20 protein-coding genes are annotated in these 21,149 nt (G+C 68.8%); 11 read left to right on the top strand and 9 right to left on the bottom strand.

The window, feature by feature from the left end; translation table 11 throughout:
* Positions 1-9: 9 nt before the first annotated feature.
* The gene (gene otsB / locus AC3A6J_RS25785; RefSeq protein ID WP_487862854.1) at positions 10-780 is read right to left on the bottom strand and encodes a trehalose-phosphatase; all 771 of its coding nucleotides are present in this window, start codon (positions 778-780) and stop codon (positions 10-12) included.
* An 89-nt stretch (positions 781-869) separates the two neighbouring features.
* Positions 870-2,129, bottom strand: a complete 1,260-nt coding sequence (locus AC3A6J_RS25790; RefSeq protein ID WP_487862855.1) for a multifunctional CCA addition/repair protein — start codon at positions 2,127-2,129, stop codon at positions 870-872.
* Between the two features lie 160 nt (positions 2,130-2,289).
* On the opposite strand from AC3A6J_RS25790, the gene AC3A6J_RS25795 reads away from it, so the two are divergent.
* Positions 2,290-3,015 (top strand): OmpW/AlkL family protein, encoded by a 726-nt coding sequence (locus AC3A6J_RS25795; protein ID WP_487862906.1) that lies wholly within the window; start codon positions 2,290-2,292, stop codon positions 3,013-3,015.
* Positions 3,016-3,034: 19 nt separating this feature from the next.
* On the opposite strand, the gene AC3A6J_RS25800 is transcribed toward AC3A6J_RS25795, so the two are convergent.
* The 3 genes from AC3A6J_RS25800 to AC3A6J_RS25810 all read right to left on the bottom strand — a co-directional run bounded on the left by AC3A6J_RS25800 (position 3,035) and on the right by AC3A6J_RS25810 (position 6,424).
* Positions 3,035-3,718: a glutathione S-transferase family protein gene (locus AC3A6J_RS25800; protein WP_487862856.1), complete on the bottom strand. Its 684-nt coding sequence runs from the start codon at positions 3,716-3,718 to the stop codon at positions 3,035-3,037.
* 120 nt (positions 3,719-3,838) lie between these two features.
* Complete coding sequence (locus AC3A6J_RS25805) at positions 3,839-4,390, bottom strand: MgtC/SapB family protein (protein ID WP_487862857.1); 552 nt, start codon at positions 4,388-4,390, stop codon at positions 3,839-3,841.
* The gene (locus AC3A6J_RS25810) at positions 4,391-6,424 is read right to left on the bottom strand and encodes a lytic transglycosylase domain-containing protein (protein ID WP_487862858.1); all 2,034 of its coding nucleotides are present in this window, start codon (positions 6,422-6,424) and stop codon (positions 4,391-4,393) included.
* Positions 6,425-6,433: 9 nt separating this feature from the next.
* On the opposite strand from AC3A6J_RS25810, the gene AC3A6J_RS25815 reads away from it, so the two are divergent.
* On the top strand, positions 6,434-7,051 hold the full coding sequence (locus AC3A6J_RS25815; RefSeq protein ID WP_487862859.1) for a 5-formyltetrahydrofolate cyclo-ligase: 618 nt from the start codon (positions 6,434-6,436) through the stop codon (positions 7,049-7,051).
* 10 nt (positions 7,052-7,061) lie between these two features.
* Here the strand turns inward: AC3A6J_RS25815 and AC3A6J_RS25820 are convergent, their stop codons facing one another.
* On the bottom strand, positions 7,062-8,045 hold the full coding sequence (locus AC3A6J_RS25820) for a LysR substrate-binding domain-containing protein (RefSeq protein ID WP_487862860.1): 984 nt from the start codon (positions 8,043-8,045) through the stop codon (positions 7,062-7,064).
* Between the two features lie 169 nt (positions 8,046-8,214).
* On the opposite strand from AC3A6J_RS25820, the gene AC3A6J_RS25825 reads away from it, so the two are divergent.
* The gene (locus AC3A6J_RS25825; RefSeq protein WP_487862861.1) at positions 8,215-8,535 is read left to right on the top strand and encodes a DUF2917 domain-containing protein; all 321 of its coding nucleotides are present in this window, start codon (positions 8,215-8,217) and stop codon (positions 8,533-8,535) included.
* A 77-nt stretch (positions 8,536-8,612) separates the two neighbouring features.
* Here AC3A6J_RS25825 and AC3A6J_RS25830 read toward each other — a convergent pair whose 3' ends face one another.
* Positions 8,613-9,017, bottom strand: a complete 405-nt coding sequence (locus AC3A6J_RS25830; RefSeq protein ID WP_487862862.1) for a BLUF domain-containing protein — start codon at positions 9,015-9,017, stop codon at positions 8,613-8,615.
* A 90-nt stretch (positions 9,018-9,107) separates the two neighbouring features.
* On the opposite strand from AC3A6J_RS25830, the gene AC3A6J_RS25835 reads away from it, so the two are divergent.
* A complete protein-coding gene (locus AC3A6J_RS25835; RefSeq protein WP_487862863.1) occupies positions 9,108-9,878 on the top strand; it encodes a Crp/Fnr family transcriptional regulator in 771 nt (256 codons plus the stop codon).
* A gap of 16 nt (positions 9,879-9,894) precedes the next feature.
* Here the strand turns inward: AC3A6J_RS25835 and AC3A6J_RS25840 are convergent, their stop codons facing one another.
* Entirely contained in the window at positions 9,895-11,613 is a 1,719-nt protein-coding gene (locus AC3A6J_RS25840) for a sigma-54 interaction domain-containing protein (protein ID WP_487862864.1), read from the bottom strand.
* Between the two features lie 164 nt (positions 11,614-11,777).
* On the opposite strand from AC3A6J_RS25840, the gene AC3A6J_RS25845 reads away from it, so the two are divergent.
* Genes AC3A6J_RS25845 through AC3A6J_RS25870 form a run of 6 tightly spaced genes read left to right on the top strand, consistent with a single transcriptional unit; the run spans position 11,778 to position 18,431 of the window.
* Positions 11,778-13,325 (top strand): acyl-CoA carboxylase subunit beta, encoded by a 1,548-nt coding sequence (locus tag AC3A6J_RS25845; RefSeq protein WP_487862865.1) that lies wholly within the window; start codon positions 11,778-11,780, stop codon positions 13,323-13,325.
* A gap of 27 nt (positions 13,326-13,352) precedes the next feature.
* Positions 13,353-14,357 (top strand): Bug family tripartite tricarboxylate transporter substrate binding protein, encoded by a 1,005-nt coding sequence (locus AC3A6J_RS25850; RefSeq protein ID WP_487862866.1) that lies wholly within the window; start codon positions 13,353-13,355, stop codon positions 14,355-14,357.
* A 12-nt stretch (positions 14,358-14,369) separates the two neighbouring features.
* Positions 14,370-16,442: an acetate--CoA ligase family protein gene (locus tag AC3A6J_RS25855; protein ID WP_487862867.1), complete on the top strand. Its 2,073-nt coding sequence runs from the start codon at positions 14,370-14,372 to the stop codon at positions 16,440-16,442.
* A complete protein-coding gene (locus tag AC3A6J_RS25860) occupies positions 16,439-17,821 on the top strand; it encodes an acetyl-CoA carboxylase biotin carboxylase subunit (protein ID WP_487862868.1) in 1,383 nt (460 codons plus the stop codon). Before AC3A6J_RS25855 ends, AC3A6J_RS25860 begins: the two co-directional genes overlap by 4 nt.
* Positions 17,818-18,030, top strand: coding sequence for an acyl-CoA carboxylase biotin carboxyl carrier protein subunit (locus tag AC3A6J_RS25865; protein ID WP_487862869.1), 213 nt, complete (start codon positions 17,818-17,820; stop codon positions 18,028-18,030). Before AC3A6J_RS25860 ends, AC3A6J_RS25865 begins: the two co-directional genes overlap by 4 nt.
* Positions 18,027-18,431, top strand: a complete 405-nt coding sequence (locus AC3A6J_RS25870; protein WP_487862870.1) for a PaaI family thioesterase — start codon at positions 18,027-18,029, stop codon at positions 18,429-18,431. Before AC3A6J_RS25865 ends, AC3A6J_RS25870 begins: the two co-directional genes overlap by 4 nt.
* Before the next feature lie 46 nt (positions 18,432-18,477).
* On the opposite strand, the gene AC3A6J_RS25875 is transcribed toward AC3A6J_RS25870, so the two are convergent.
* Positions 18,478-19,866: an aminotransferase-like domain-containing protein gene (locus tag AC3A6J_RS25875; RefSeq protein WP_487862871.1), complete on the bottom strand. Its 1,389-nt coding sequence runs from the start codon at positions 19,864-19,866 to the stop codon at positions 18,478-18,480.
* 205 nt (positions 19,867-20,071) lie between these two features.
* Here AC3A6J_RS25875 and dctP point away from each other — a divergent pair, with 205 nt between their 5' ends.
* Positions 20,072-21,112 carry a TRAP transporter substrate-binding protein DctP gene (dctP, locus tag AC3A6J_RS25880; RefSeq protein ID WP_487862872.1) on the top strand — a complete coding sequence of 347 codons (1,041 nt, stop codon included), beginning with the start codon at positions 20,072-20,074 and terminating at the stop codon, positions 21,110-21,112.
* The last annotated feature ends 37 nt before the right edge of the window (positions 21,113-21,149 follow it).

A 21,149-nucleotide genomic window follows, 5' to 3' on the forward strand; every position in this document is an offset into this window, starting at 1 on the left:
CTCCTCTGCTCAGGTATCTTCGTTCTTCTTGTGCGGGGCTGCAGCCAGTTGGTCGCGCATCTGCACCAGCCATTCGTAGACGGCGCGCGGCGACTCGAGGCGGTGCTGTGCAATGCTCGGCCCCGCGCCGACCTTGATGGCGATGCCGCCGCGCGGCTGCACCACCGCGAAGCCGGTTTCGTCCGTGGTGTCGTCGCCGGCAAAGAACGGCACGCGCCCCGCGAACGGGGCCTCGGTCATGAAGGCGTCGATCGCGGTGCCCTTGTTGACGCCCGTGGGCTTGATCTCGAACACGAACTTGCCATGCATGAGTTCGAGCAGCGGACGGTCGGCGATGGCGCGCGACATCGCGTCGCGGCACACGGCCTCGAGCTGCGGCGCCAGGCGGTAGTGCAGCGCGATGGCCGCGTGCTTGCGTTCGACCAGCAGCCCCTCGTGCACGCGCGCCAACTCGTTGGCGGCATCGAGGATGGGAATGAGATCGGGTGGGCGCTGCTCCTGCATGCGCCCCTTGGCGTCGCGGCGCTGCACGCCGTGCTCGCCCGCGACAGGCAGCCGCAGCGGTGCAAGGAAGCGGTCGATGGCGTCGATCTGGCGGCCCGAAACCACCGCCAGCGCACCGCCGAGCTGGTCACTCAGATCTTCGAGCAGTGGAACCAGCGCGGGAGGAATCTCGATCGATTCAGGGGTTGGCGCGAGGCCGACCAGGGTGCCATCGAAATCGAGAAAGAGGGCGCCGTCTTGGCCCAACGGAGGTGGCAACTTGGAAGACATTGGCATCTGGCAACGACCATAACACGGGCCTAGCAGGTTCCATGTCGGCCAAAGCCGGACGTGCCCGGAGGCGGGCGCGAGCGCTTACAAAGTTGTCAGTCGAGCGCGGCCGCGACCGCTTCCACGCGCGCCCGGTGGATCGCTTCGCCGATCTGCGGTCCCGCGGCGCCGGCCTGCTGCGCGGCGCGTGCGACCGGATCGGTCGCCACGCCGGTCGCCACCGCCAGCACGCGCAGCAGCCGCTCGCGCTGCGGGTAGGCGCGGTCTTCGAACCCGAGCCGGCCGCGCGCATCGCATTCGCAGGCCAACAGCGCATCGGCGAAGCGCGCCGGCTTGCGCAAGGCGTCGCAGCGCTCCAGCAGCCGCACCAGCGCCGCAGCGCCCAGTTCGCCGCTGCGATGGATGTTGCCGTGTTCGCGCGCCACCACATCGGCCAGCTCGCGGATCTCCACGGGCACGCGCCAGCGGTCGCACACCGCGCGCAGCAACTCGGCGCTGCGCTTCTCGTGGCCGATGTGGCGCGGCAGCATGTCGGCGGCGGTCGTGCCCTTGCCGAGGTCGTGCATGAGGCAGGCGAAGCGCACCGCGAGTGGCGCCCCGAGCCGCGCGCTCGTGTCGATGACCATCATCAGGTGCACGCCGGCATCGATTTCCGGATGGTGCGCCGCGGGCTGCGGCACGCCCCAGAGTCGGTCCACCTCGGGCAGCAGCACCGCCAGCGCGCCCGACGCCCGGAGCACCTCGAACATGCGCGAGGGGCGCGCTTCCATGAGTCCGCGCGACAGTTCCTGCCAGACGCGCTCGGGCACCAGTGCGTCGGCCTCGCCGGCCTCGACCATCTCGCGCATCAGGGCCATGGTCTCGGGCGCCACCGCGAAGTCATCGAAGCGCGCCGCGAAGCGCGCCACGCGCAGGATGCGCACCGGATCCTCGCGGAAGGCGTCGGTCACGTGGCGCAGCTGCTTCTGCGCGAGGTCGCGCCGGCCGTGGAAGGGATCGGCCAGCTTGTCGGGGGTGGGCTCGAAGCTGCCGTCGGCCTCGACGAACTCGGCCGGCATGGCGATCGCGTTGACCGTGAGGTCGCGCCGCGCGAGGTCCTGCTCGAGCGTGACGTCGGGCGCGGCGTGGATGGTGAAGCCGCGGTAGCCCGGCGCGCTCTTGCGCTCGGTGCGCGCGAGCGCGTATTCCTCGCGCGTTTCGGGGTGCAGGAACACCGGGAAGTCGCGGCCCACGGGCAGGAAGCCGCGCGCGTTCATCTCCTCGGGCGTGGCGCCGACCACCAGCCAGTCGTGGTCGGTCACGGGGCGCCCGAGCAGCCGGTCGCGCAGCGCGCCGCCGACGAGGTAGGTTTTCATGGCGCCAAGTTTAGGGATATCCCATATGTAAAAATAGAACGACCGTTCGATAATTTGTTGATGCCTCGGACGATCCTTCGCCGTTTCTCGCGGAACGCAGTCGCCGTCTCTGGCAAGGCTGCTTACTACAAAGTTCTTAACCAAAAGGAGCGAACAGATGATGAAGAAAAACATGTGGGCCCTGGCGGCATGCGGTGCGCTGGCGTCGGGCGGCGCATGGGCGCAGAACGCGGGCGACTGGGTCGTCGGTGCGGGCTGGCTCCACCTGGCACCGCAGGATTCGAGCAAGCCGCTCACGCTGACCGCGCCGGTGCGCAGCGTGGTCGCCGGCTCGGGCGCATCGGTCAGCGACTCGGACACGCTGGGCCTGAGCGCGGTGTATTTCATCGACAGCCACTGGGCAGTCGAAGGCGTGCTGGGTGTGCCGCCGAAATTCAAGCTCGACGGCAAGGGCACGCTCGGCCGCGTGGGTGAACTCGGCGAGGCGCGCCAGTGGAGCCCGACGATCCTCGGCAAGTACTACTTCAACCAGGCCAACGATGCCTTCCGCCCGTTCGTGGGCCTGGGCGCCACCTATGTCTGGTACAGCGACGTCAAGCTCACGCCGGGGCTGCAGGGTGCGCTCGGCAGCCAGCTGCGCCGGCCGCCGATGTCGACCTCGACCACGGCCGAGCTCGACAGCTCGTTCGCGCCGGTGTTCAACGTGGGCGCGTCCTACCAGTTCGACAAGCACTGGGGCGTCTCGTTCTCGGTCTCGTACATCCCGCTGAAGACCAAGGCCACGCTCACCACCACGTCGCTCGGCGGGCTGCCGATCGCCACCAGCGAGGCGCGGCTGAAGCTCAATCCGATCGTGACCTACCTGTCGGCGACCTACAGGTTCTGAGCGTCGATCCAGCGGCGCATCAGCGCTGCTGCCGGTAGGGCTCCTCGAAGTCGAGGAAGTCCTTCTCGGCCAGCGCGTCGTCGATCCAGGCCTTGACGCCGGGCAGCGCCTGCACGCGCGCGATGTAGGCGGTGATGGCGGCCGGCACCGGCAGGCCGTAGGTCTTGATGCGTACGCCGACCGGCGCGTAGTAGGCGTCGGCGATGCCGAATTCGCCGAACAGCATCGGCCCGCCGTGCGCATCGAGCAGGCCGCTCCACATCTGCACGATGCGCTCGACCTCGGCGCCGAGCGCGGGATGGTCCTTGAGCAGTTGCGCGCCCACGTGCGCAAGCGAGGCCTCGATGTTCATGCCGCACAGCGTGCGCAGGTTGCCGAAGCCCGCATGCATTTCGGCGCAGATGCTGCGCGCACGGGCGCGATCGGCCGCGGCGCTCGGCCAGAGCTGCTTCTCGGGAAAAGTCTCGGCCAGGTATTCGGCGATGGCCAGGCTGTCCCACACCACGAGTTCGCCGTCGACCAGCACCGGCACCTTGGCGACCGGATTGAGCCTGGCGATGATCTGCTTGAACTGCGAATCGGCCTCGAAGGAATCGAAGCGCACCTTGACCTCTTCGAACGGAATGCCGGCCTGCTTCATCAGCACCCAGGGCCGCATCGACCAGGACGAGTAGTTCTTGTTGCCGACGTAGAGCTTGCGCATGGTGTGGTCCTGCGGATCAGAGGAAAAGGAAGGCCCTCGATGCTAACGAGCCTGCGCGTCCGCATTGATGCCGAAGCCGCGGCAGATTGATGCGCGGTGCGCGCCCGGCGCATGCGCGCTTCAGCGCGGCGGCTCGTCCTCGGGCGCAGCGATCACGCGCCGCTTGCCCGGGTCGCGCGGCGGGCCGACCAGGCGCTCGACCAGGTGGACCAGGCGCGGCACCACGGAAAGCACCGCCAGCGCCAGCAGCGCGCTCGTCACCGCCGTGACCTCGCGCCCGAGCCCGCAGGCCATGCCGATGGCCGCCGTCATCCAGAGCCCGGCCGCGGTGGTCAGGCCCTGCACCTGGTGTTCGTTCCGGCCCTGCTTGAGGATGGTGCCGGCGCAGAGAAAGCCCACGCCCGCCACCAGTCCCTGGATGACGCGGCTCATGTCGGCCGGCTCGATGCCCGACTGCTGCGGGATCAGCACGAACATCGCCGATCCGATCGCCACCAGCATGTGGGTGCGCACGCCGGCCGCCTTGCCGTGCTGTTCGCGCTCGAACCCGAGCATGAAGCCGAGCACCGCCGCGAGCATCAGCCGCACGACGATGCGCGTGAGCTGGGCGACATCGGCCGCGTCCGAGAACTCGGCCGCAACCGTGTCGAGCACCTCGGTGGTCCAACTCATCTAGGGCAGATCCTTGTTGGGTTCGGGTTCGGCCACATTGCGCGGGCCGACCTGGCCGAGGCGCTCCTTGAGCGACTGCGGACGGCCGCTGATCAGCGCCGCGTAGTTGGTGGTGTTGGCGAGCACCTTCTTCACGTAGTCGCGCGTCTCGTTGAAGGGCACGTTCTCGGCCCAGATCGCGGCGTCGAGAACCGGGCCGTTGCGCCAGTTGCGCGGCCGGCCGGGGCCGGCGTTGTAGGCGGCAGCGGCCAGCGCCATGGAGCCGTCGAAGTCGTCGAGCGCGAGCTTGAGGTAGGCGGTGCCGATGGTGATGTTGGTCTCGCGCTCGTTGATGCGGCCCGGCGTGAAATCGGTCATGCCGATCTTGCGCGCCGTCCAGCGCGCGGTGGCGGGCATGACCTGCATCAGGCCCGAGGCGCCGACGCCCGAGCGGGCGTCCATGATGAAGCGGCTTTCCTGACGGATCAGGCCGTAGACGTAGGCCGGGTCGAGACCGATCTCCTGGCTCTTGCGCAGCACGGTGTCGTGGAAGGGCATCGGAAAGCGCTGCTCGGCATCGATCGCGCCCTTGGTGCGCTCGCTGGTGTTGATGCAGCGGTCCCAGACTTCGCGCTGGCAGGCCAGGTCGGCCGCGGCCAGGAGCGAGCGGTCGTCCATGCCGCCCCGGTCGTGCAGGTTGGTGGCGTAGTTCCACTCGCGCACGCCTTCGGAGCGCAGCCCCATCGAGATCGCGTAGAGCCCACGCGCCAGCGACGGATTGGTGCGCGCGGCGTTCTTCTCCTCGGCCGTGAGCGGCGCCGGGCGCGTGGGCACCAAGATGCGCTGGCCCATCTCCTCGAGCGCGAGCATTTCGTAGAAGCCGCGCGTGCCGGCGATGCTCTGGTACAGCTCGCGCGCCTGGGCGCGGCGCTCGTCACCGCCCGCCGCGCTGAGCGCACGCGCCTTCCAGTAGATCCAGGTCGGCTCCAGCTGGGCGTTCTCGCTCATGGCGTTGATGGCGGGCGCCACCTCCTTCCACTGGCTGGCGCGCAGTGCGGCGCGCACGCGCCAGCCGAGCATGTCGTCGGAGAGATCGCTGTTCTTCGTGACGTTGGCGAAGTAGCTGCCGGCCAGCGGCGAGAGCTTGTTCGCGGCCTGGCGGCCGATGGTGCCCCAGACCCAGTTGCGTTCTTCGGCCGAGAGCATCGGCCCCCATTTGCCGTCGAGTTGCGAGGCCGCCTGCTCGGGGTCGGCCATGGCGATGCGGATCAGCGCCAGCACGACGATTTCCTTGCGCGACTTGGCGGCCACGAAGGCGCGGCCCGCGAGGAACTTCGCGGCGCTGGCATTGACCTCTTCGAACAGCGGCAGCGCGTCGGGTGCGGCGATGGCCACGGCGCCGCGTGCGGCCTGCGCGCGATTGGCTTCCATGGCCAGGCGCGCCTTCTTCCAGGCGTCGTTGGGCGACATCAGCCGGGCTGCGACCATGCGGTCGGCCGCGGTGAGGCAGCCGTCGTCCGCCTCTTTCTGCCCGTGCCAGTTGCGGCGCACCTCGTCGGCCTGGGCCTGGGTGGCGGTGCCGGTGCGCAGCGACTCGACGAGGATCGCGTAGCAGCGAACCTGCGGGTCGTCGTTCATGCGAAAGCCCGGCAGGGCGGCCGAGAAGCCGTCCCAGTCGCGGCGCTCGCCCAGCAGCAGCAGCCAGTCGTTGCGCAGCCGGTCTTCCTGGTAGGAGCCGGGATAGCGCGCGAAGAAGTCCTGCACTTCGTTCGGCAGGGCCTCTTTCAGCCGCGCCTTGAGCTCCCAGTAGGCGGCCCAGGGTTCGAGCGCATGGCCGCGGGCTTGCGGCAGCAGCGCGGCCAGCCGCGCCTTGTCGCCGCGCTGGAACGCCTGCTTCATCTGGACCAACAGGTCGTCGTTGCTGTTGGCCTGTTGCGCTGCCGCGGGCGCCTGCGCGAGCAGGGCGGCGGTGGCCAGGACGGTGGAAAAGACCAGCGCGGAGGCCGCTCGGCGCGGGCCGCGGTGCTTGGGTGCCAAAATGCTCGGGAACTGCATCGGGGGATTATGGACAAGTCACAGGATGCCGGCACCTCGGCGACCGCAAGTTTTCTCAAGGCACAACTGCGCAAGGCGCTCATCGAGCAGCGCCTCGCGATGCCCGACCGGCTGGCCAGGGCCGACCTGCTGCAGCGCGTGATGCGCATCTGGCTCGTGGGGCGGCCCGACACGGTGATCGGCGCCTACTGGCCGATCAAGGGCGAGTTCGATCCGCTGCCCGCGCTGCACCGCTGGAAGGAAGACGGCGAGCTGATGGACGAGCCGCAGCGCCGCCGCATCGGCCTGCCCGTGATGAACAAGGTCCACAAGACGCTGACCTTCCACGCCTGGTACCCGGGCTGCCAGATGGAAGAGGACGCCTACGGCATTCCCAAACCCAAGGACACCGAACTCATCGTGCCCACGCTGCTGTTCGTCCCCTGCGTGGGCTACAGCGCCGGCGGCTACCGCCTGGGCTACGGCGGCGGCTTTTACGACCGCACGCTGGACGCGCTCGAGCCGCGGCCCTTCACGGTCGGCCTCGGCTTCACGAATGCGTTTCTCGAGGACTACCAGCCCGAGCCGCACGACTTGCCGCTCGACGCGATCCTGAATGACAACGGCGTCGTTTGGCCCGTCGGCTAAAACGCCGGTTTCAGTCGATGTTGTCGACCGTGTCGGGGTCGGGCACCTCGCCGATTGTTTCGCGCGTGGTGACGGCCTGCGCCTGCAGCCAGTCCGAGAACGCCTTGATCTCGGGCCGCAGCGCCTGGCGCGGGCCGGCGATGAGCCAGTAGGCCATCGGTGAATCCATGCGGTGCTGCGGCAGCACCTCGACGAGGTCGCCGTTGGCCAGGCTTTCGGCGATCAGCGAGCTGCGCGCCAGCACCACGCCCTGGCCGGTGAGCGCCGCCTGCACCATCTGGTAGGCGTAGTTGAAATAGAGCCAGCGCCGGGGCTGCGCCCGCTCGAGGCCGTTGACTTCGAACCAGCGCCGCCAGGTCAGCCATTCGAGGTGCGAGCGGTGCGCGTCGCCCGCTTCGATCAGCGTGAAGCGCGCGATGTCGGCCGGCGTCTTGACCGGCGGGCTGCTCTTCAGCAGCCACGGGCTCGCCACCGGGGTGAGCGTTTCGCCGAAAAGGCGCAGCGCCGAGGCCGGCATGCTCTCGCGCGGACCGTAGCGCAGCGCGATGTCCACGTCGGCCACTTCGAGGTCGACCGCGACGTCGCTGGCGTCGATGCGGATGTCGATTTCGGGGTTGTCGCGCTGGAAAGCCTCGAGCCGCGGGATCAGCCACATCGATGCGAACGATGCGAAGGTCGTGAGCGAGACGTTCTTGCGCCCGGCGCTCTGGCGGATCTGCCGCACCGCCATGTCGATGCGCGGCAGCGATTGCTGCACCGCGAGGAGCAGCTGCGCACCGGCGCTCGTGAGCTCCACCGCGCGCGTGTGGCGCAGGAACAGCGCCACGCCCACCTCTTCCTCGAGCGACTGGATCTGGCGGCTGACCGCCGACTGGGTGAGCGCCATTTCCTCGGCGGCGGCGCGAAAGTTCAGGTGGCGCGCGACCGCCTCGAAGGCGCGCAGGTGGCCGGCCGAGATCGGGCGGGAGCGCAGGTGGGTTTGCGAGTGCTGCATGGATGGGGAAGGGTGGATGCCGGGCATTGATGCGGATTCGGAATCAGTAGGCTACTTCGTTTTCATTGGACTGCCAACGGCCCGGAAACGATCATTCATTCCCGAACTGCGCCAATTCCTGTTTCTTCCCGTCCTGTCATCGCGCATCGGCCCAGCCAAGGAGTCTTTTATGTCCACCGCCGTCTGCACCAATGAATCGCTCGCTTCCCTGCCAGGTGCTGCCCGCACCAACGCTGCCGTGCCGCCGGCCGTGCGCCGTGGCGCCTGGCAGATCGCACCCGGCGAGGCCATGAGCCTGCGTGCCCGCACCGCCAGTGTGCTGCGCATCAAGCAGGGCCGCGTCTGGGTCACGGCCGACGCCAACGCGGCCAGCGCAAGCGAAGACCTCGTGCTCGCACCGGGCGAGTCGCTCACGGTGGCTGGGGGCCGGCGCATCGTGATGGAAGCCTGGGACGGCTACGGCGCCACCTATTCGTGGGACCCGGCCTGAGCCCGCCCGTCGGGCAGCGCGTGTTTCCCACGGACGGAAGGCGGCCTCGGCCGCCTTTTTTTTTGGCTGCCCGGAATTCAGATGCTGATGTCGAAGCTGGGCCGCAGCGCCAGGAAGTGCTTCAGCGCCGCCTCGCCGTCGAGCGCATGGACGCCGGCCATCAGGTCGGGGCCTTCGCTCTCGGCCAGGCCCATGCCGAAGCCGCTGTAGCGGCGGCTGTCCAATGCGCCGCGGTAGAGCACCCGCACCTCCGTATGCCGCGGGTCATGCGCGATGCGGTGCATCAGCGTCTCCACGGCTTCCACGGGTCCTTCGAGGTGTTGGCAGAACCGCATGCCGTCGAACACCAGCAGGCCGGTGATCCGGTGTTCTGCGTTGCGAGCGCGGGCCTGGGTCACGATGGTGCCGACGGCCGTCGGCGGCAGGTCTTGCGTCAGAAGGCTGCAGTAGAAGATTTCGTGAAGTGCTTGGTGATCTGTCATGCGTTCGGAGGCAAGGGACGTATGAAGTCTAGGCACCTCCGAAGTGTCGCGAAATGTGAAAAGACATAGGCAAAAGACCTATAGTGCGGCGTGAAATTCGAGGACTACGCCATCCCTGCACCGCCGCCCGCGGGCCCGAACCCGTGCGACGACTGCGCGTTGCGCCGGCTCGACGCCTTCTTGCCGGCATCGCAGGACGAGCTCGCCACCATCCAGTCCTTCAGGATCGGCTCGCGCCAGGTCGCGGCCGGGCGCGCGATCATCGAGGAGCACCGGCCCAGTCCCGAGCTGTTCACGCTCTACGCCGGCTGGGCCTTCCGCTACAAGACGCTCAGCGACGGCCGGCGCCAGATCCTGAGCTTCCTGTTGCCTGGCGACTTCATCGGGCTGCAGGACGAATTCGCCGATGGGCAGACGCACGGCGTGGAGGCCGTGACCGACACCACGCTGTGCGCCTTTTCGCGCGCCCGGCTGTGGGAACTCTTCCATGGCCAGCCGAAGCTCGGCTACAGCATCACCTGGCTCGCCGCGCGCGAGGAAAAGCTCGTCGACGACAACCTCGTGACCGCGGGCCGCCGCAACGCGGTCGAGCGCGTGGCCATGCTGCTGATGCACCTGTACCGGCGCGCGCAACGTGTGGGCATGGTGCGCGACGATTGGGTCGAGTTTCCGTTCAACCAGCAGCACATCGCCGATGCGCTCGGACTGTCGCTGGTGCACACCAACAAGACCTTGCGCAAGCTGCAGGCGCTCGGGCTCTACAAGCTCGATGCCGGCTGGCTGCGCATCCTGGAGCCGCATGCGCTCGAAAGGCTGGGCGACTATTTCGAACGGCCGATGCGGCCGACGCCGCTGATCTAGGGGCCCGAGGCCGCGGTCAGGCGCGCGCGCTGCTGCCCAGCACCTTGTAGAGGTACGAGCGCGAGATGCCGAGCTCCTGCGCCGCCAGCTTCTTGTTGCCGCCGCAGCGCGCGATCGCATCGAGGATGGCCTGGCATTCGACCTGCCGCAGCGGTGCCACTGCCCCGCCGGCCGGCGACCCGGCCCGCGTCACAGACACGGACGAAAGATCTTGCGCCGGTATCCGCTGCGCATCGGCGAGCGGATCCTGATGGCGGGCGAAGTCCGCCACGCCGAGCAGCTTGCCGTCGCAGAACACCAGCGCTTCTTCCACGCGCTGGCGCAACTGGCGGACGTTGCCGGGCCAGCGCTGCTGCGCCAGGTAGCCGATCACGCCGGGCGCGATGCCTGGCTGGGCGATGCCGTTGCGCTCGCAGAACGCCTGCATGAAGCGCTGCACCAGTGCGGGAATGTCCTCGAGGCGCTGGCGCAGCGCCGGCACGTTCAGCACCACGCCGCTGAGGCGGTAGAACAGGTCGAGCCTGAAGCGGCCGCTGTCGATCAGCGCCCGCAGGTCGCGGTGCGTGGCCGCCACGATCCTGAAGTTCATGCGCCGGCTCAACTGGCTTCCGAGTCGCTGCACCTGGCGGTCTTCGAGCACGCGCAGCAGCTTGACCTGGATCTCCATCGGGATGTCGGCCACTTCGTCGAGAAAGAGCGTGCCGCCTTCGGCCTGCTCGAGCTTGCCGGGCTGTCCCTGCTTCTTGCCGCCCGTGAAAGCGCCGGCCTCGTAGCCGAACAGCTCGGATTCGATGAGGGTGGCGGGCAGGGCGGCCAGGTTCAGGCTGACCAATGGCGCATCGGCGCTGCGCCCACGTGCATGCAGGGCCTGCGCGACCAGTTCCTTGCCGCTGCCGCTCTCGCCGAGGATGAGCACGGGCACGTCGAGCCTCGCCACGGCGTCGATCTCGCGCGAGAGCCGTTGCATGGGCGCACTGCTGCCCACCATGATGGTTGCCGCGGCCGTTCCGCCCTGGAGTTCGCTGAGTTGCCGCTTGTAGTGCTGCACCTCGTCGCGCAGCTGGTTCAGGCGCTGCTGCATGCGGTTGACGGCCTCCACGCCGCTGAAGCTCACCTGCCCCACCGCACCGACCACGGCGCCGCCCTCGAAGATCGGCATGCGATTGACGATGCGGCTCACGCCGCGCCCCAGTTCCTGCAGCTCGCCGATCTCGGCCCTGCCGCTGCGTGCCACGTGGGGCAGTCGCGAGTTGGGGATCACGTCTTCCGCACGGCGCCCCACCGCCACGCCCGGCGCCAGGCCGAAGAACTTCTCGTGCACGGGGCTGATGTAGCGCATGTGCCCGTCGAGGTCGGCCACGGTGATGGCCTGGTACGGATTGGTCAGGAACATGTTGAGGATGGCGTACGCGAAAGGCACGCTCGCCGCGAGGTCGAACAGCGCGGCCGATTCGTCGGCCGGCCGCACCAGCGCGACTTCCGTGTCCGCATCCGCCAGCCAGACGACGACATGGCGCGACATGCCGCGTGGCCCTGGCGTTTCCACATGCAGCAGGCGCCCCGCGCCGGACGGCTGGCCCTGGTCGGCCTGCGCCAGTCGCGCGCTCGCGACGGCCTTGGCCACGGCCGCGCGCAGCAGCGGTTCGCGCGCAGAACCCAGCTGCACGGCCGGCGCTTGCTCGCCGCTATGCCAGGCGAGCAGGCCGAAACGGTGGTCCGTGGGATGAACGGGCATGTCTTTGCGGCGTGTGTTTGCTGCGGACACCCACTCTAGCAGTGTCTTCGTTGTGTCCTTGTCGTGGACGTGTCTCGCGCGCCCGCCCAGCAGTCGCCTTTGAAATCAACGACTTACACGGTTGGCACGGTCCCTGCGCAGCAATGGCCAGGAGACATACACACATGACTTGGCAACCCGAAGTGGACGAGATCGCCTACCGCCGCGCGCTGGCCGCGAAGCTCGGTGGCGAGGACAAGGTGGCGCGGCACAAAGCTGCAGGCAAGCTGACGGTGCGCGAACGCATCGCCGGCTGCACCGACCCGGAGTCGTTCGTGGAAGTGGGCTCGTTGACGGGCTCGGGCCAGTACGACAGCCTGGGCCGCCTGGTGGATTTCACGCCGTCCAACCTCGTCATGGGCCGCGCGCGCATCGGCGGGCGAACCGTGGTCGTGGTGGGGGACGATTTCACGGTCCGCGGGGGCGCCAACGACGGCGCCGTGGGCGACAAGCTCATCTTCGCGGAGAAGATGGCGCACGACCTGCGACTGCCGATGGTCCGGCTGGTCGACGGCACGGGCGGCGGCGGTTCGGTGCGCAACATCGAGACCAAGGGCTACACCAGCGTGCCGACCATGAAGGTCTGGAGCCAGGTGGTGGAGAACCTCTCCACCGTGCCCGTCGTGTCGCTCGCGCTGGGCTCGGTGGCGGGCATGGGGGCGGCACGGGTCGCCTCGAGCCACTACTCGGTCATGGTCAAGGACACCGCTCAGGTGTTCAACGCGGGCCCGCCCGTGGTGGCGCGCATCGGTCAGACGGTGACCAAGAACGAACTCGGCGGCAGCCACATCCACACGCGCAACGGCGTGGTCGACGACGAGGTGGCGACCGAGGAAGAGGCCTTCGAACGCGTGCGCGGCTTTCTCTCGTACCTGCCGTCTTCCGTGCATGAACTGCCCGCGCGCGGCGAGGTGCGCGACGACCCCGCGCGCCGCGACGAATGGCTGCTGTCCGCCATTCCGCGCGACGGCCGCAAGGTCTACAAGGTCCGGCCGATCGTCGAATGCCTGGTGGACAGCGGTTCGTTCCTGGAGACCGGCCGCCAGTGGGGCCGCGCCATCGTCACCGGACTGGCGCGCATCGACGGCTGGCCCGTGGCCGTGGTCGCGAGCGACCCGTATTTCTATGGCGGCGGCTGGGATGGCCTCTCGGCCGAGAAGTTCACGCGCTTCGTCGACCTGGCGCAGACCTTCCATCTGCCGGTGGTGAACCTGGTGGACATCGCCGGCTTCCAGATCGGCGTGGAGGCCGAGAAGGCCGGGATCATGCGCTACGGCGTGCGCGCGCTGGCGGCGGTGTACCAGGCCACGGTGCCGTGGTGCAGCCTGATCGTCCGGCGGGCCTACGGCGTGGCCGCGGCGGGCCACCAGCACATGGGGCGCTTCAACTTCCGCTACGCCTGGCCGTCGGCCAACTGGGGTTCGTTGCCGATCGAGGGCGGGCTCGAGGTGGCCTACAAGGCCGAGATCGAAGGCGCGGACGACCCGGTGCAAAAGCGCGCCGAGATCGAGCAGCGCGTGCGCAGCCTCAGTTCGCCGTTCCGGACCGCCGAAGCCTTCGGCATCGACGAGGTGATCGACCCGCGCGACACGCGCCGGCTGCTGGGCGAATTCGTCCATCTGGCCGCGCCGCTGCGCGAGCCGGGAGCTCCCCGCTTCGGCCTGCGCCCCTGAATCAACAACCAAGAAGGAGACAAGAACATGACCGAAACGCATCGCCGTCCGTCCACGCGCCGCATCCTCGCCGCGCTGGGCCTGGCCGCCTCGTGCCTGGCCATTGCGCCGGCGCAGGCGCAGGCGGACAACTGGCCGAGCAAGCCGATCCGCATCCTGGTCGGCTTTCCGGCCGGTTCGTTCACCGACACCATCGCCCGCAGCGTGGCGGACCAGCTCGGCAGGCAACTGGGCCAGCCGGTGGTGGTGGAGAACAAGCCCGGCGCCAACGGCGCCATCGGCGTGGGCGAGGCCGCGCGGGCTGCGCCCGACGGCTACACACTGTTGGTCACCAACTCGAGCAGCATCACGATCAATCCGCAGATCTACAAGAAGATCACCTACCAGCCGAAGGACTTCGCGCCCGTCGCCATGTTGCTCGACGCGCCTTTCATCCTGGCGGCCAACCCCGCCTGGGCAAGCAAGAACCAGATCCGCGAACCCAAGGACGTGATCGCATACGCCCGGCGCAATCCCGACAAGATCAGCTATGGCTCGGCGGGCCCGGGCAACATCGCGCATCTGGCCTTCGCGTCGTGGAGCAACCGGGCCGACGTCAAGACGACGCACGTGCCCTACAAGAGCGCCTCGCAGGCGCAGCTGGCGGTGCTCAGCGGCGAGCTGGCCCTTCAGTTCGACACCTGGAGCGCGCTGCCGCAGATCGCCGCTGGAAAGCTGGTGCCGCTGGCCGTCACCGCGCCCAAGCGCATGAAGCAGCTGCCCGACGTGCCCACGATGGCCGAAGCGGGCTATGCCGACTTCAACGTCACCTTCTGGGCCGGCCTGTTCGCGCCGGCCGGAACGCCGCCGGCCATCGTCGAGCGCCTGTACGAGGCGACGCAGGGCATGCTCAAGGACGAGCGCGCACGCAACGTGCTCACCAGCCAGGGCGACATGGCGATGCTGCCGCCCGGGCCTTTCGGCGAACGGATCGCCAAGGAAGTGGCCGACTGGAAGCAGGTGATCCAGCGCGAAGCCATCTCGCTGGACTGAAACGAGGTTCGCGTGTCTTTGCTGCAAACCTTGAGCCCCGGCGCCGTGGCCATCCTCGGCGCCTCCGACAACCCCATTAAGCCGGGTGGCCGGCCGATCCACTACATGCGCCGCCATGGCTATGCGGGCCGCGTCTTCCCGATCAACCCGAACCGCAGCGAGGTGCAGGGCCTGCCCGCCTACGCGTCGTTGAAGGCGCTGCCGCAGGCACCGGACGTGGTGGTCATCAGCGTTGCCGGCGAGGACGTGGCGGCCGCCATCGACGACTGCTCCGCCGCGGGTGCCAGGGCGGCGGTCATCTACTCGTCGGGTTTTGCCGAGATGGGCGAAGCCGGGCGCGCGCAGCAGGCTGACCTGGTCGCCCGTGCGCGGCGCGGCGGCCTGCGCCTGTTCGGCCCCAATTGCCAGGGCGTGGCGAACTTCGCCACGGGGGCCATCCTCAATTTCTCGACCATGATCAACGAGAGCCCGCCCGCTGACGGTCCGGTGGCGATCGTGAGCCAGAGCGGCGCGGGGGCCGCGATCCTCTATGGCGGGCTGCGCCGCGCAGGCGTCGGCGTGCGCTACATGGTCTCCACCGGCAACGAAGCAGACGTCTGCGCCGCAGAAGCCGTGCTGGCGCTGATGGACGACCCGCAGATCCGACTCGTCGTGCTCTACGTCGAGACCCTGAGCCGCGCCGACCGCCTCGCTGAAGCGGCGCGAAGGGGGCGCGAGCGCGGTGTGACGATCCTCGTGGTGAAGGCGGGGCGCACCAGCGCCGGCCAGGCGACGGCCAGTTCGCACACCGGTGCCCTGGCGGGCGAAGACGCGCTGGCCGACGCTTTCCTGCGCCAGCACGGCATTCGGCGGCTCGCCGACTTCCGTGAAGCGATCGACTACGCACCGCTGTTCCTGTCGCAGCCTGCTGCACGCGGCAAGCGCGTGGTGAGCATCAGCAACTCGGGTGCGACCTGCGTGCTGTCGGCCGATGCGGCCGAGGAGTTCGGCCTGTGCATGGCGCCATTCGACGCTGCCACCCTCGCGAGATTGAAGCAGGCCTTGCCACCGTACGTGAACGCGCGCAATCCCATCGACATGACCACGGCCCTGCTGGGCAAGCCCGAGACCTTCGGCAACACGCTGGCTGCGCTTGCCGGCAGCGGTGCCGTCGACCTGGTGCACGTCGGGTTCCCGATCGGCGGCGAGGGCTACGACTTCGCGGATTTCGCCGCGCAGGCCAGCCGCTTCGCGCAGGACAGCGGCGTGCCCGTGGCCGTCAGCGTGAACCAGGACTGGGTGGCGGCGGCTTTCCAGGCGCGAGGCGTGCCGACCTTCTGGAGCGAGCGTGCCGCCCTGCGCGGCCTCGCGCTGCTCGCCGCGCAGGCCGGGTCGGCCTCCCCGGTGGGCGTCGCGCTCCCGATTGCCGAGCGGCCTGCGGTCATGCTCGACGAGCCGTCCACGCTGGCGCTGCTGCAAGCCGCAGGGCTGCCCGTGATGCGCCATGCGGTCGCCACGACCGAAGAAGCGGTGCGTGCCGCCTTCGACACCCTGCCGGCACCGCTCGTCGCCAAGGGCATCTCGGCCGACGTGGCCCACAAGTCGGAGCACGGGCTGGTGCGGCTGAACATCCGCGAACCGGCCCAGGCCGTGCAGGCATGGCGCGACTTTGCCGCCACCTTGCGCGACCTCGGCGCGCAGGACGGCGGCCTGCTGCTGGGCGCCCAGCACCAGGCCGATTTCGAAATGGCGTTGGGTGCGCATGTCGATCCGTCGTTCGGCGTGGTCGTGATGATCGGCCACGGCGGTGTGCTGGTCGAGGTGCGCAAGGACGTGCAGTTCCTCGTCGCGCCGTTCAGCCGCGACCAGGCGCTCGCCGCCATCCAGCGGCTGAGGCTGGCGCCGGCCTTCGCCGCCGTTCGCGGCATGCAGGCCGTGGCGCTGGCGCCGTTGGCCGACATGATGGTGCGCCTGGGTGACTGGATGCTGACCCAGGCCGGCCACGTGCAGTCGGTGGACGCCAACCCGGTGCTGGTGGCGCGCGGGGCGGCAACCCCGGTCATCGTCGATGCCGTGGCGGCCGTGGCGGCGGGGGAGGCCGCATGAACGCACCACGCCTTCCCCGCCGTGTGCTGGTCGCCAACCGCGGCGCGGTGGCCGCACGCGTGATCCGCACGCTGCAGCGCATGAACATCGAGGCGGTGGCCGTCTACTCCGAGGTCGACGCCGAGCTGCCCTACGTGCGCCTTGCCGACGCGGCTTTCGCGATCGGCCCTGCGCCCGCCCGGGAGAGCTACCTGAACCAGGCGCGCCTGCTCGAAGTGGCGCACCGGAGCGGTGCCGACGCGGTGCATCCGGGCTACGGATTCCTGTCGGAGAACGCCGATTTCGCCGAGGCCGTGCAGGCGCGGGGCCTGTGCTTCGTCGGGCCGTCGCCGCACTGGCTGCGCGTGCTCGGGCACAAGACGCAGGCGCGCGATTTCATGGCCGCGCAGGGCATGCCCCAGGCCGCCAGCTCGCGTGTGCTCGCGAGCAGCGACGAGGCCCTGGCCGCGGCGGTGCGCCTCGGCTACCCGGTGCTGGTCAAGCCGGCCGGCGGTGGCGGCGGCATCGGCATGCTCCCCGCGCGTGATGCGCAGGAACTGGCGGCCGCCTGGGCCAAGGCCAGCGGCATCGCTGCCAAGTTCTTCGCATCGGCCGAGCTGTACCTCGAAAAACTGGTGGAGGCACCACGCCACATCGAATTCCAGGTGCTGGCCGACCGCCACGGCGAGGTGCGCATCCTGTTCGAGCGCGACTGCTCCGTGCAGCGCCGCCACCAGAAGGTGGTGGAAGAGGCGCGCCCCGCAGGCATTCCCGAGGCGCAGCTGGCCGACATGCGGCGACTGCTGTCGGCGCTGCTGTCGCGCATCGGCTACGACGTGATCGGCACGGTCGAAACGCTCTACACGCCGCGGGACGGGTTCATGTTTCTCGAGATGAACACCCGCCTGCAGGTCGAGCATGCGGTGACGGAGGAAATCACCGGCATCGACATCGTCGAGGCGCAGATCCGGCTCGCGGCCGGCGAGCCCATGCAGCGCGTGCTGCCTGCACCGCCGCAGGCCAGCGGCCATGCGATCGAAGCGCGCATCTATGCCGAGGACCCGGTGCGCTTCCTGCCCTCGCCGGGGCGGCTGACGCGCGTCGCGCTGCCCTCGGGTGAGGGCGTGCGGGTGGAGACCGGCTATGCCGAGGGCAGCTGCGTCACGCCGTTCTACGACCCGATGGTGGCCAAGCTCGTCGCGCACGGCCACGACAGGACCGAGGCCATCTCGCGCCTGCAGGCGGCACTGGCACGGACCCGCATCGAAGGCGTGAAGACCAACATCCCGTTCATCCAGCGCGTGCTGGTCGACCCTGACTTTCGGGCCGGCCGCATCGACACCGGCATCGCCCAGCGCGTGGCCGCCATCCCATCTTCTCCCTCAGTGAACCTGCCATGACCACAGTCGAAAGCCCCATTGCCGGCCTTGTTGCCGCCATCGAAACCAGCGAAGGTGCCGCCGTCGAAGCCGGTGCGGTCCTCATCGTCGTCGAGTCGATGAAGATGGAGATCCCGGTGGAGGCCGAGGCAGCCGGCGTCGTGCGCCGGCTGCTCGTTGCCGTCGGCGACCGGATCGCGGAGGGCCAGGCCATCGCGGAGCTCGGATGAGCGTCGCCGAGACAGGCTATTTCGGCATCGACGTGCCGTTCATGCGGCACATCGGCCTGGAGGCCGTGGGGCTCGAGCCCGGCTGCGCACGCACGCGGCTGCCGATGCGTCCCGAGCTGGTCAACAGCCGGGGTCATGGGCATGGCGGCGCCATGATGAGCGCGCTCGACTTCACGCTGAGCGCGGCCGCCCGCTCGCACGATCCGCTTGGGCAGGGCGTGATCACCGTCGAGATGAGCACCCATTTTCTTGCTGCCGCCACGACCGACCTGCTGATCGAAGCGCGCGTGCTGCGCGGCGGCGCGCGCACCGTCTTCTGCGAAGGCGATGTGCGTGACAGTGCGGGCGAGGTGGTCTGTACGGCGCGCGCCGTGTTCAAGCTCGTCGCGCTCGGGCGCTAGGTGCTGTCGCAGAAGCTGCCCGGAGGAGCGAACGCCGCCGGCGCCTTCATTGCCCGAGCGCCGACCGCAAAAAGCGCAGGAAGCGCGCGTCGCTCGCATAGGCCACATTGATTCGCAATGCCGGCGGATGATTGTTTCGATCGGGAAAAAACACGGACCCCGGCGCGAGGAATATGCCCTTGGCAGCGGCTTCGCGCGTGAGCTTGAGTTCGTCGACGGACGCAGGCAATTCGCCCCAGAGGTAGTAGCCGTTCGAATCGGCCGCATGCACGCGAACGCCTGCGCGCGCCAGCGCTCCGATGGCGGGCCGGTGCACTTCGGCCAGGCGGGTCTTGAGTCGATTCAGGTGCCGCCGGTACTGCCCGGCCGAAATCAATTGGTGCACCACCCTTTCCACGAAGTCCGAAGTGGACACCACGGTCACCATCTTGAGGTCGCAGATCGCGGCGATGCGTTCGACGGCGCCTGCGATGTAGCCGACCCGAAGACCTGCCGACAAGGTCTTGGAGAAGCTGCTCACGTAGATCACGCGTTCGAGCTGATCCAGCGCGGCCAGGCGAGGGGCGGACGCGGGTAGCAGATCGGCAAACGGGTCGTCCTCCACGACGAGGCAGTCGAATTCCGCCGCAAGCTGCAGCAGCTTGTGGGCCTTCGGCAGACTGATCGAGCCGCCCGTGGGGTTGTGCGCGAGCGATTGGGTGAAGAAGACCTTGGGCCGGTGCAGATGCAGGTACTTCTGCAGGAGATCGAGATCCGGCCCGTCGGACATGCGAGGAATACCCAGCATCTCCACTTTGGCGAGTTTCAGTTTGCCGAAGAGCGGGTAGTAGCCGGGCGAGTCCACCAGCACCTTGTCGCCCGGTTCCAGCAGATGGCGCACGATCAGGTCGAGTGCATGGTTTGCGCCCTGCGTGAGCAGAACCTGTCGCGCATGCACCTGGATGCTGCGTTCGCCGAGCAGGCGGACCACCGTCTCGCGCAGGGGCAGGTAGCCCCACGGCGTGCCATAGCCGTGCTCGATGTCCGACAGGCCATGCGCACGCGCGCGACGCAGGTGGCTGCCGAGCTCGGAGCCCTCCATCCACGACGCGGGCGGGCGGCCATCGCCGACGCGCACCTCGTAGTGCTGTTCCAGCTGCTCCCGCAGCAGCGACACCACGTCCACGGCCGCCGCCACGTGCGGCGCCGGGGCCGAGGCGCGGGTGCGCGTGATCTTGCGGACGTAGTAGCCGGACCCGGGTCGCGACTCGGCATGGCCGCGGGCGACGAGCCGGTTGTAGGCCTCGACAACCGTGTTGATGCCGAGGCCTTCCACGCGGGCGGTGTCTCGCACCGAGCGCAGGCGGGCGCCGGCGGGCAGGTCGTCGTGTTCGATCGCGCGCAGCAGCTTCTGCGTGAGCGCCTCGACCTTCGTGCCGGATGGTGGGGTGACCATGGAGACTTCGTGAAGGGAGTGGACTGTTCCCATTGGTGGGTGGATACAGTTCATCGAACTGTGCCCAAACTGTATCCCTTCCGGGCTGCGTTGTCTCATAGACTGGCCGCGATCGCAGCGAGGACGGGGCTTGCCCCACCGTGGACGCTGCGACGCGAAGCCCCGGCATCCGATCGGGGATCCATCATCCTACGGAGACAGTGACATGACCCAACCGCCGATGGCTCGCCGCCAGATCATCAAATCCGCTCTCGCCGCGACCGTTGTGGCCACCCCTCTGTTGGCGCAGGCCCAAGGCGCCAGCGTGACGTGGCGCATGCAGGCGTTGTGGGACGGCGGAACGACACCGCAGAAATTCGAGGAGCGTTTCGTGGCCCGCGTTGCCGAGCTGACGGGTGGCCGCTTCAAGATCAACCTGTTCGCCGCGGGTCAGATCGTTCCGGCGGCGCAGGCCTTCGATGCCGTGCGCGGCGGGGCCTTCGAGCTTATGAAGACCTTCGATGGCTACGAAGCCGGCAAGATTCCGGCCTTCGCCTTCACCAGTACCATTCCGTTCGGCTTCGCGGAAAGCGACGAGTACGAGGCCTGGTTCTACGAGCGTGGCGGCCTGGCGATGGCGCGACAGGCGTACGCACCGGCCGGCCTGCATTACATCGCGCCCACTGTCTACGGGCAGGAGCCGTTGCACTCCAAGGTGCCGATCCGAAAGATCTCCGATCTGGCCGGCAAGAAAGGTCGTTTCGTCGGGCTGGCGTCGGCGGTGATGGGCGCCATGGGCGTGTCCGTCACGCCGCTGCCCACGGGCGAGGTGTATTCGGCGCTCGACAAGGGCGTCATCGACATGGCGGACCGGGGCGATCTGACGGCCAACTTCGAGGCCGGACTGGCCGAAGTGGCGAAGTACGTGGTGGTGCCCGGGTTTCATCAACCGACCACCGCGACCGCTTACGTCGCCAACCGGGCGGCCCACGAGAAACTTCCTGCCGAGTTCAAGGCGGCGCTGGCAGTTGCCGCGCGCGAGGTGTCCGCCGCGCTGCGTCAGCACATCCTGGTGAGCGATGCAACGGTGCTGAGCAAGTACGCAGCCAAGGGATGCGAGATCATCCGCTTCAGCGCGGCCGACATCGCCGCGGCCCGGCCCAAGGCGATGGAGGCCTGGCGCTCGGCTACCAAGGGCGATCCGCTGGCGACGAAGATTCTGGACAGCCAGATCGCCTTCATGAAGGAACTGGGCCTGCTGGCCTGACCTGACGCCTCACCGATCGGCACACCCGGGTGCCGGT

Source organism: Variovorax sp. Soil_C_39, assembly GCF_057656815.1.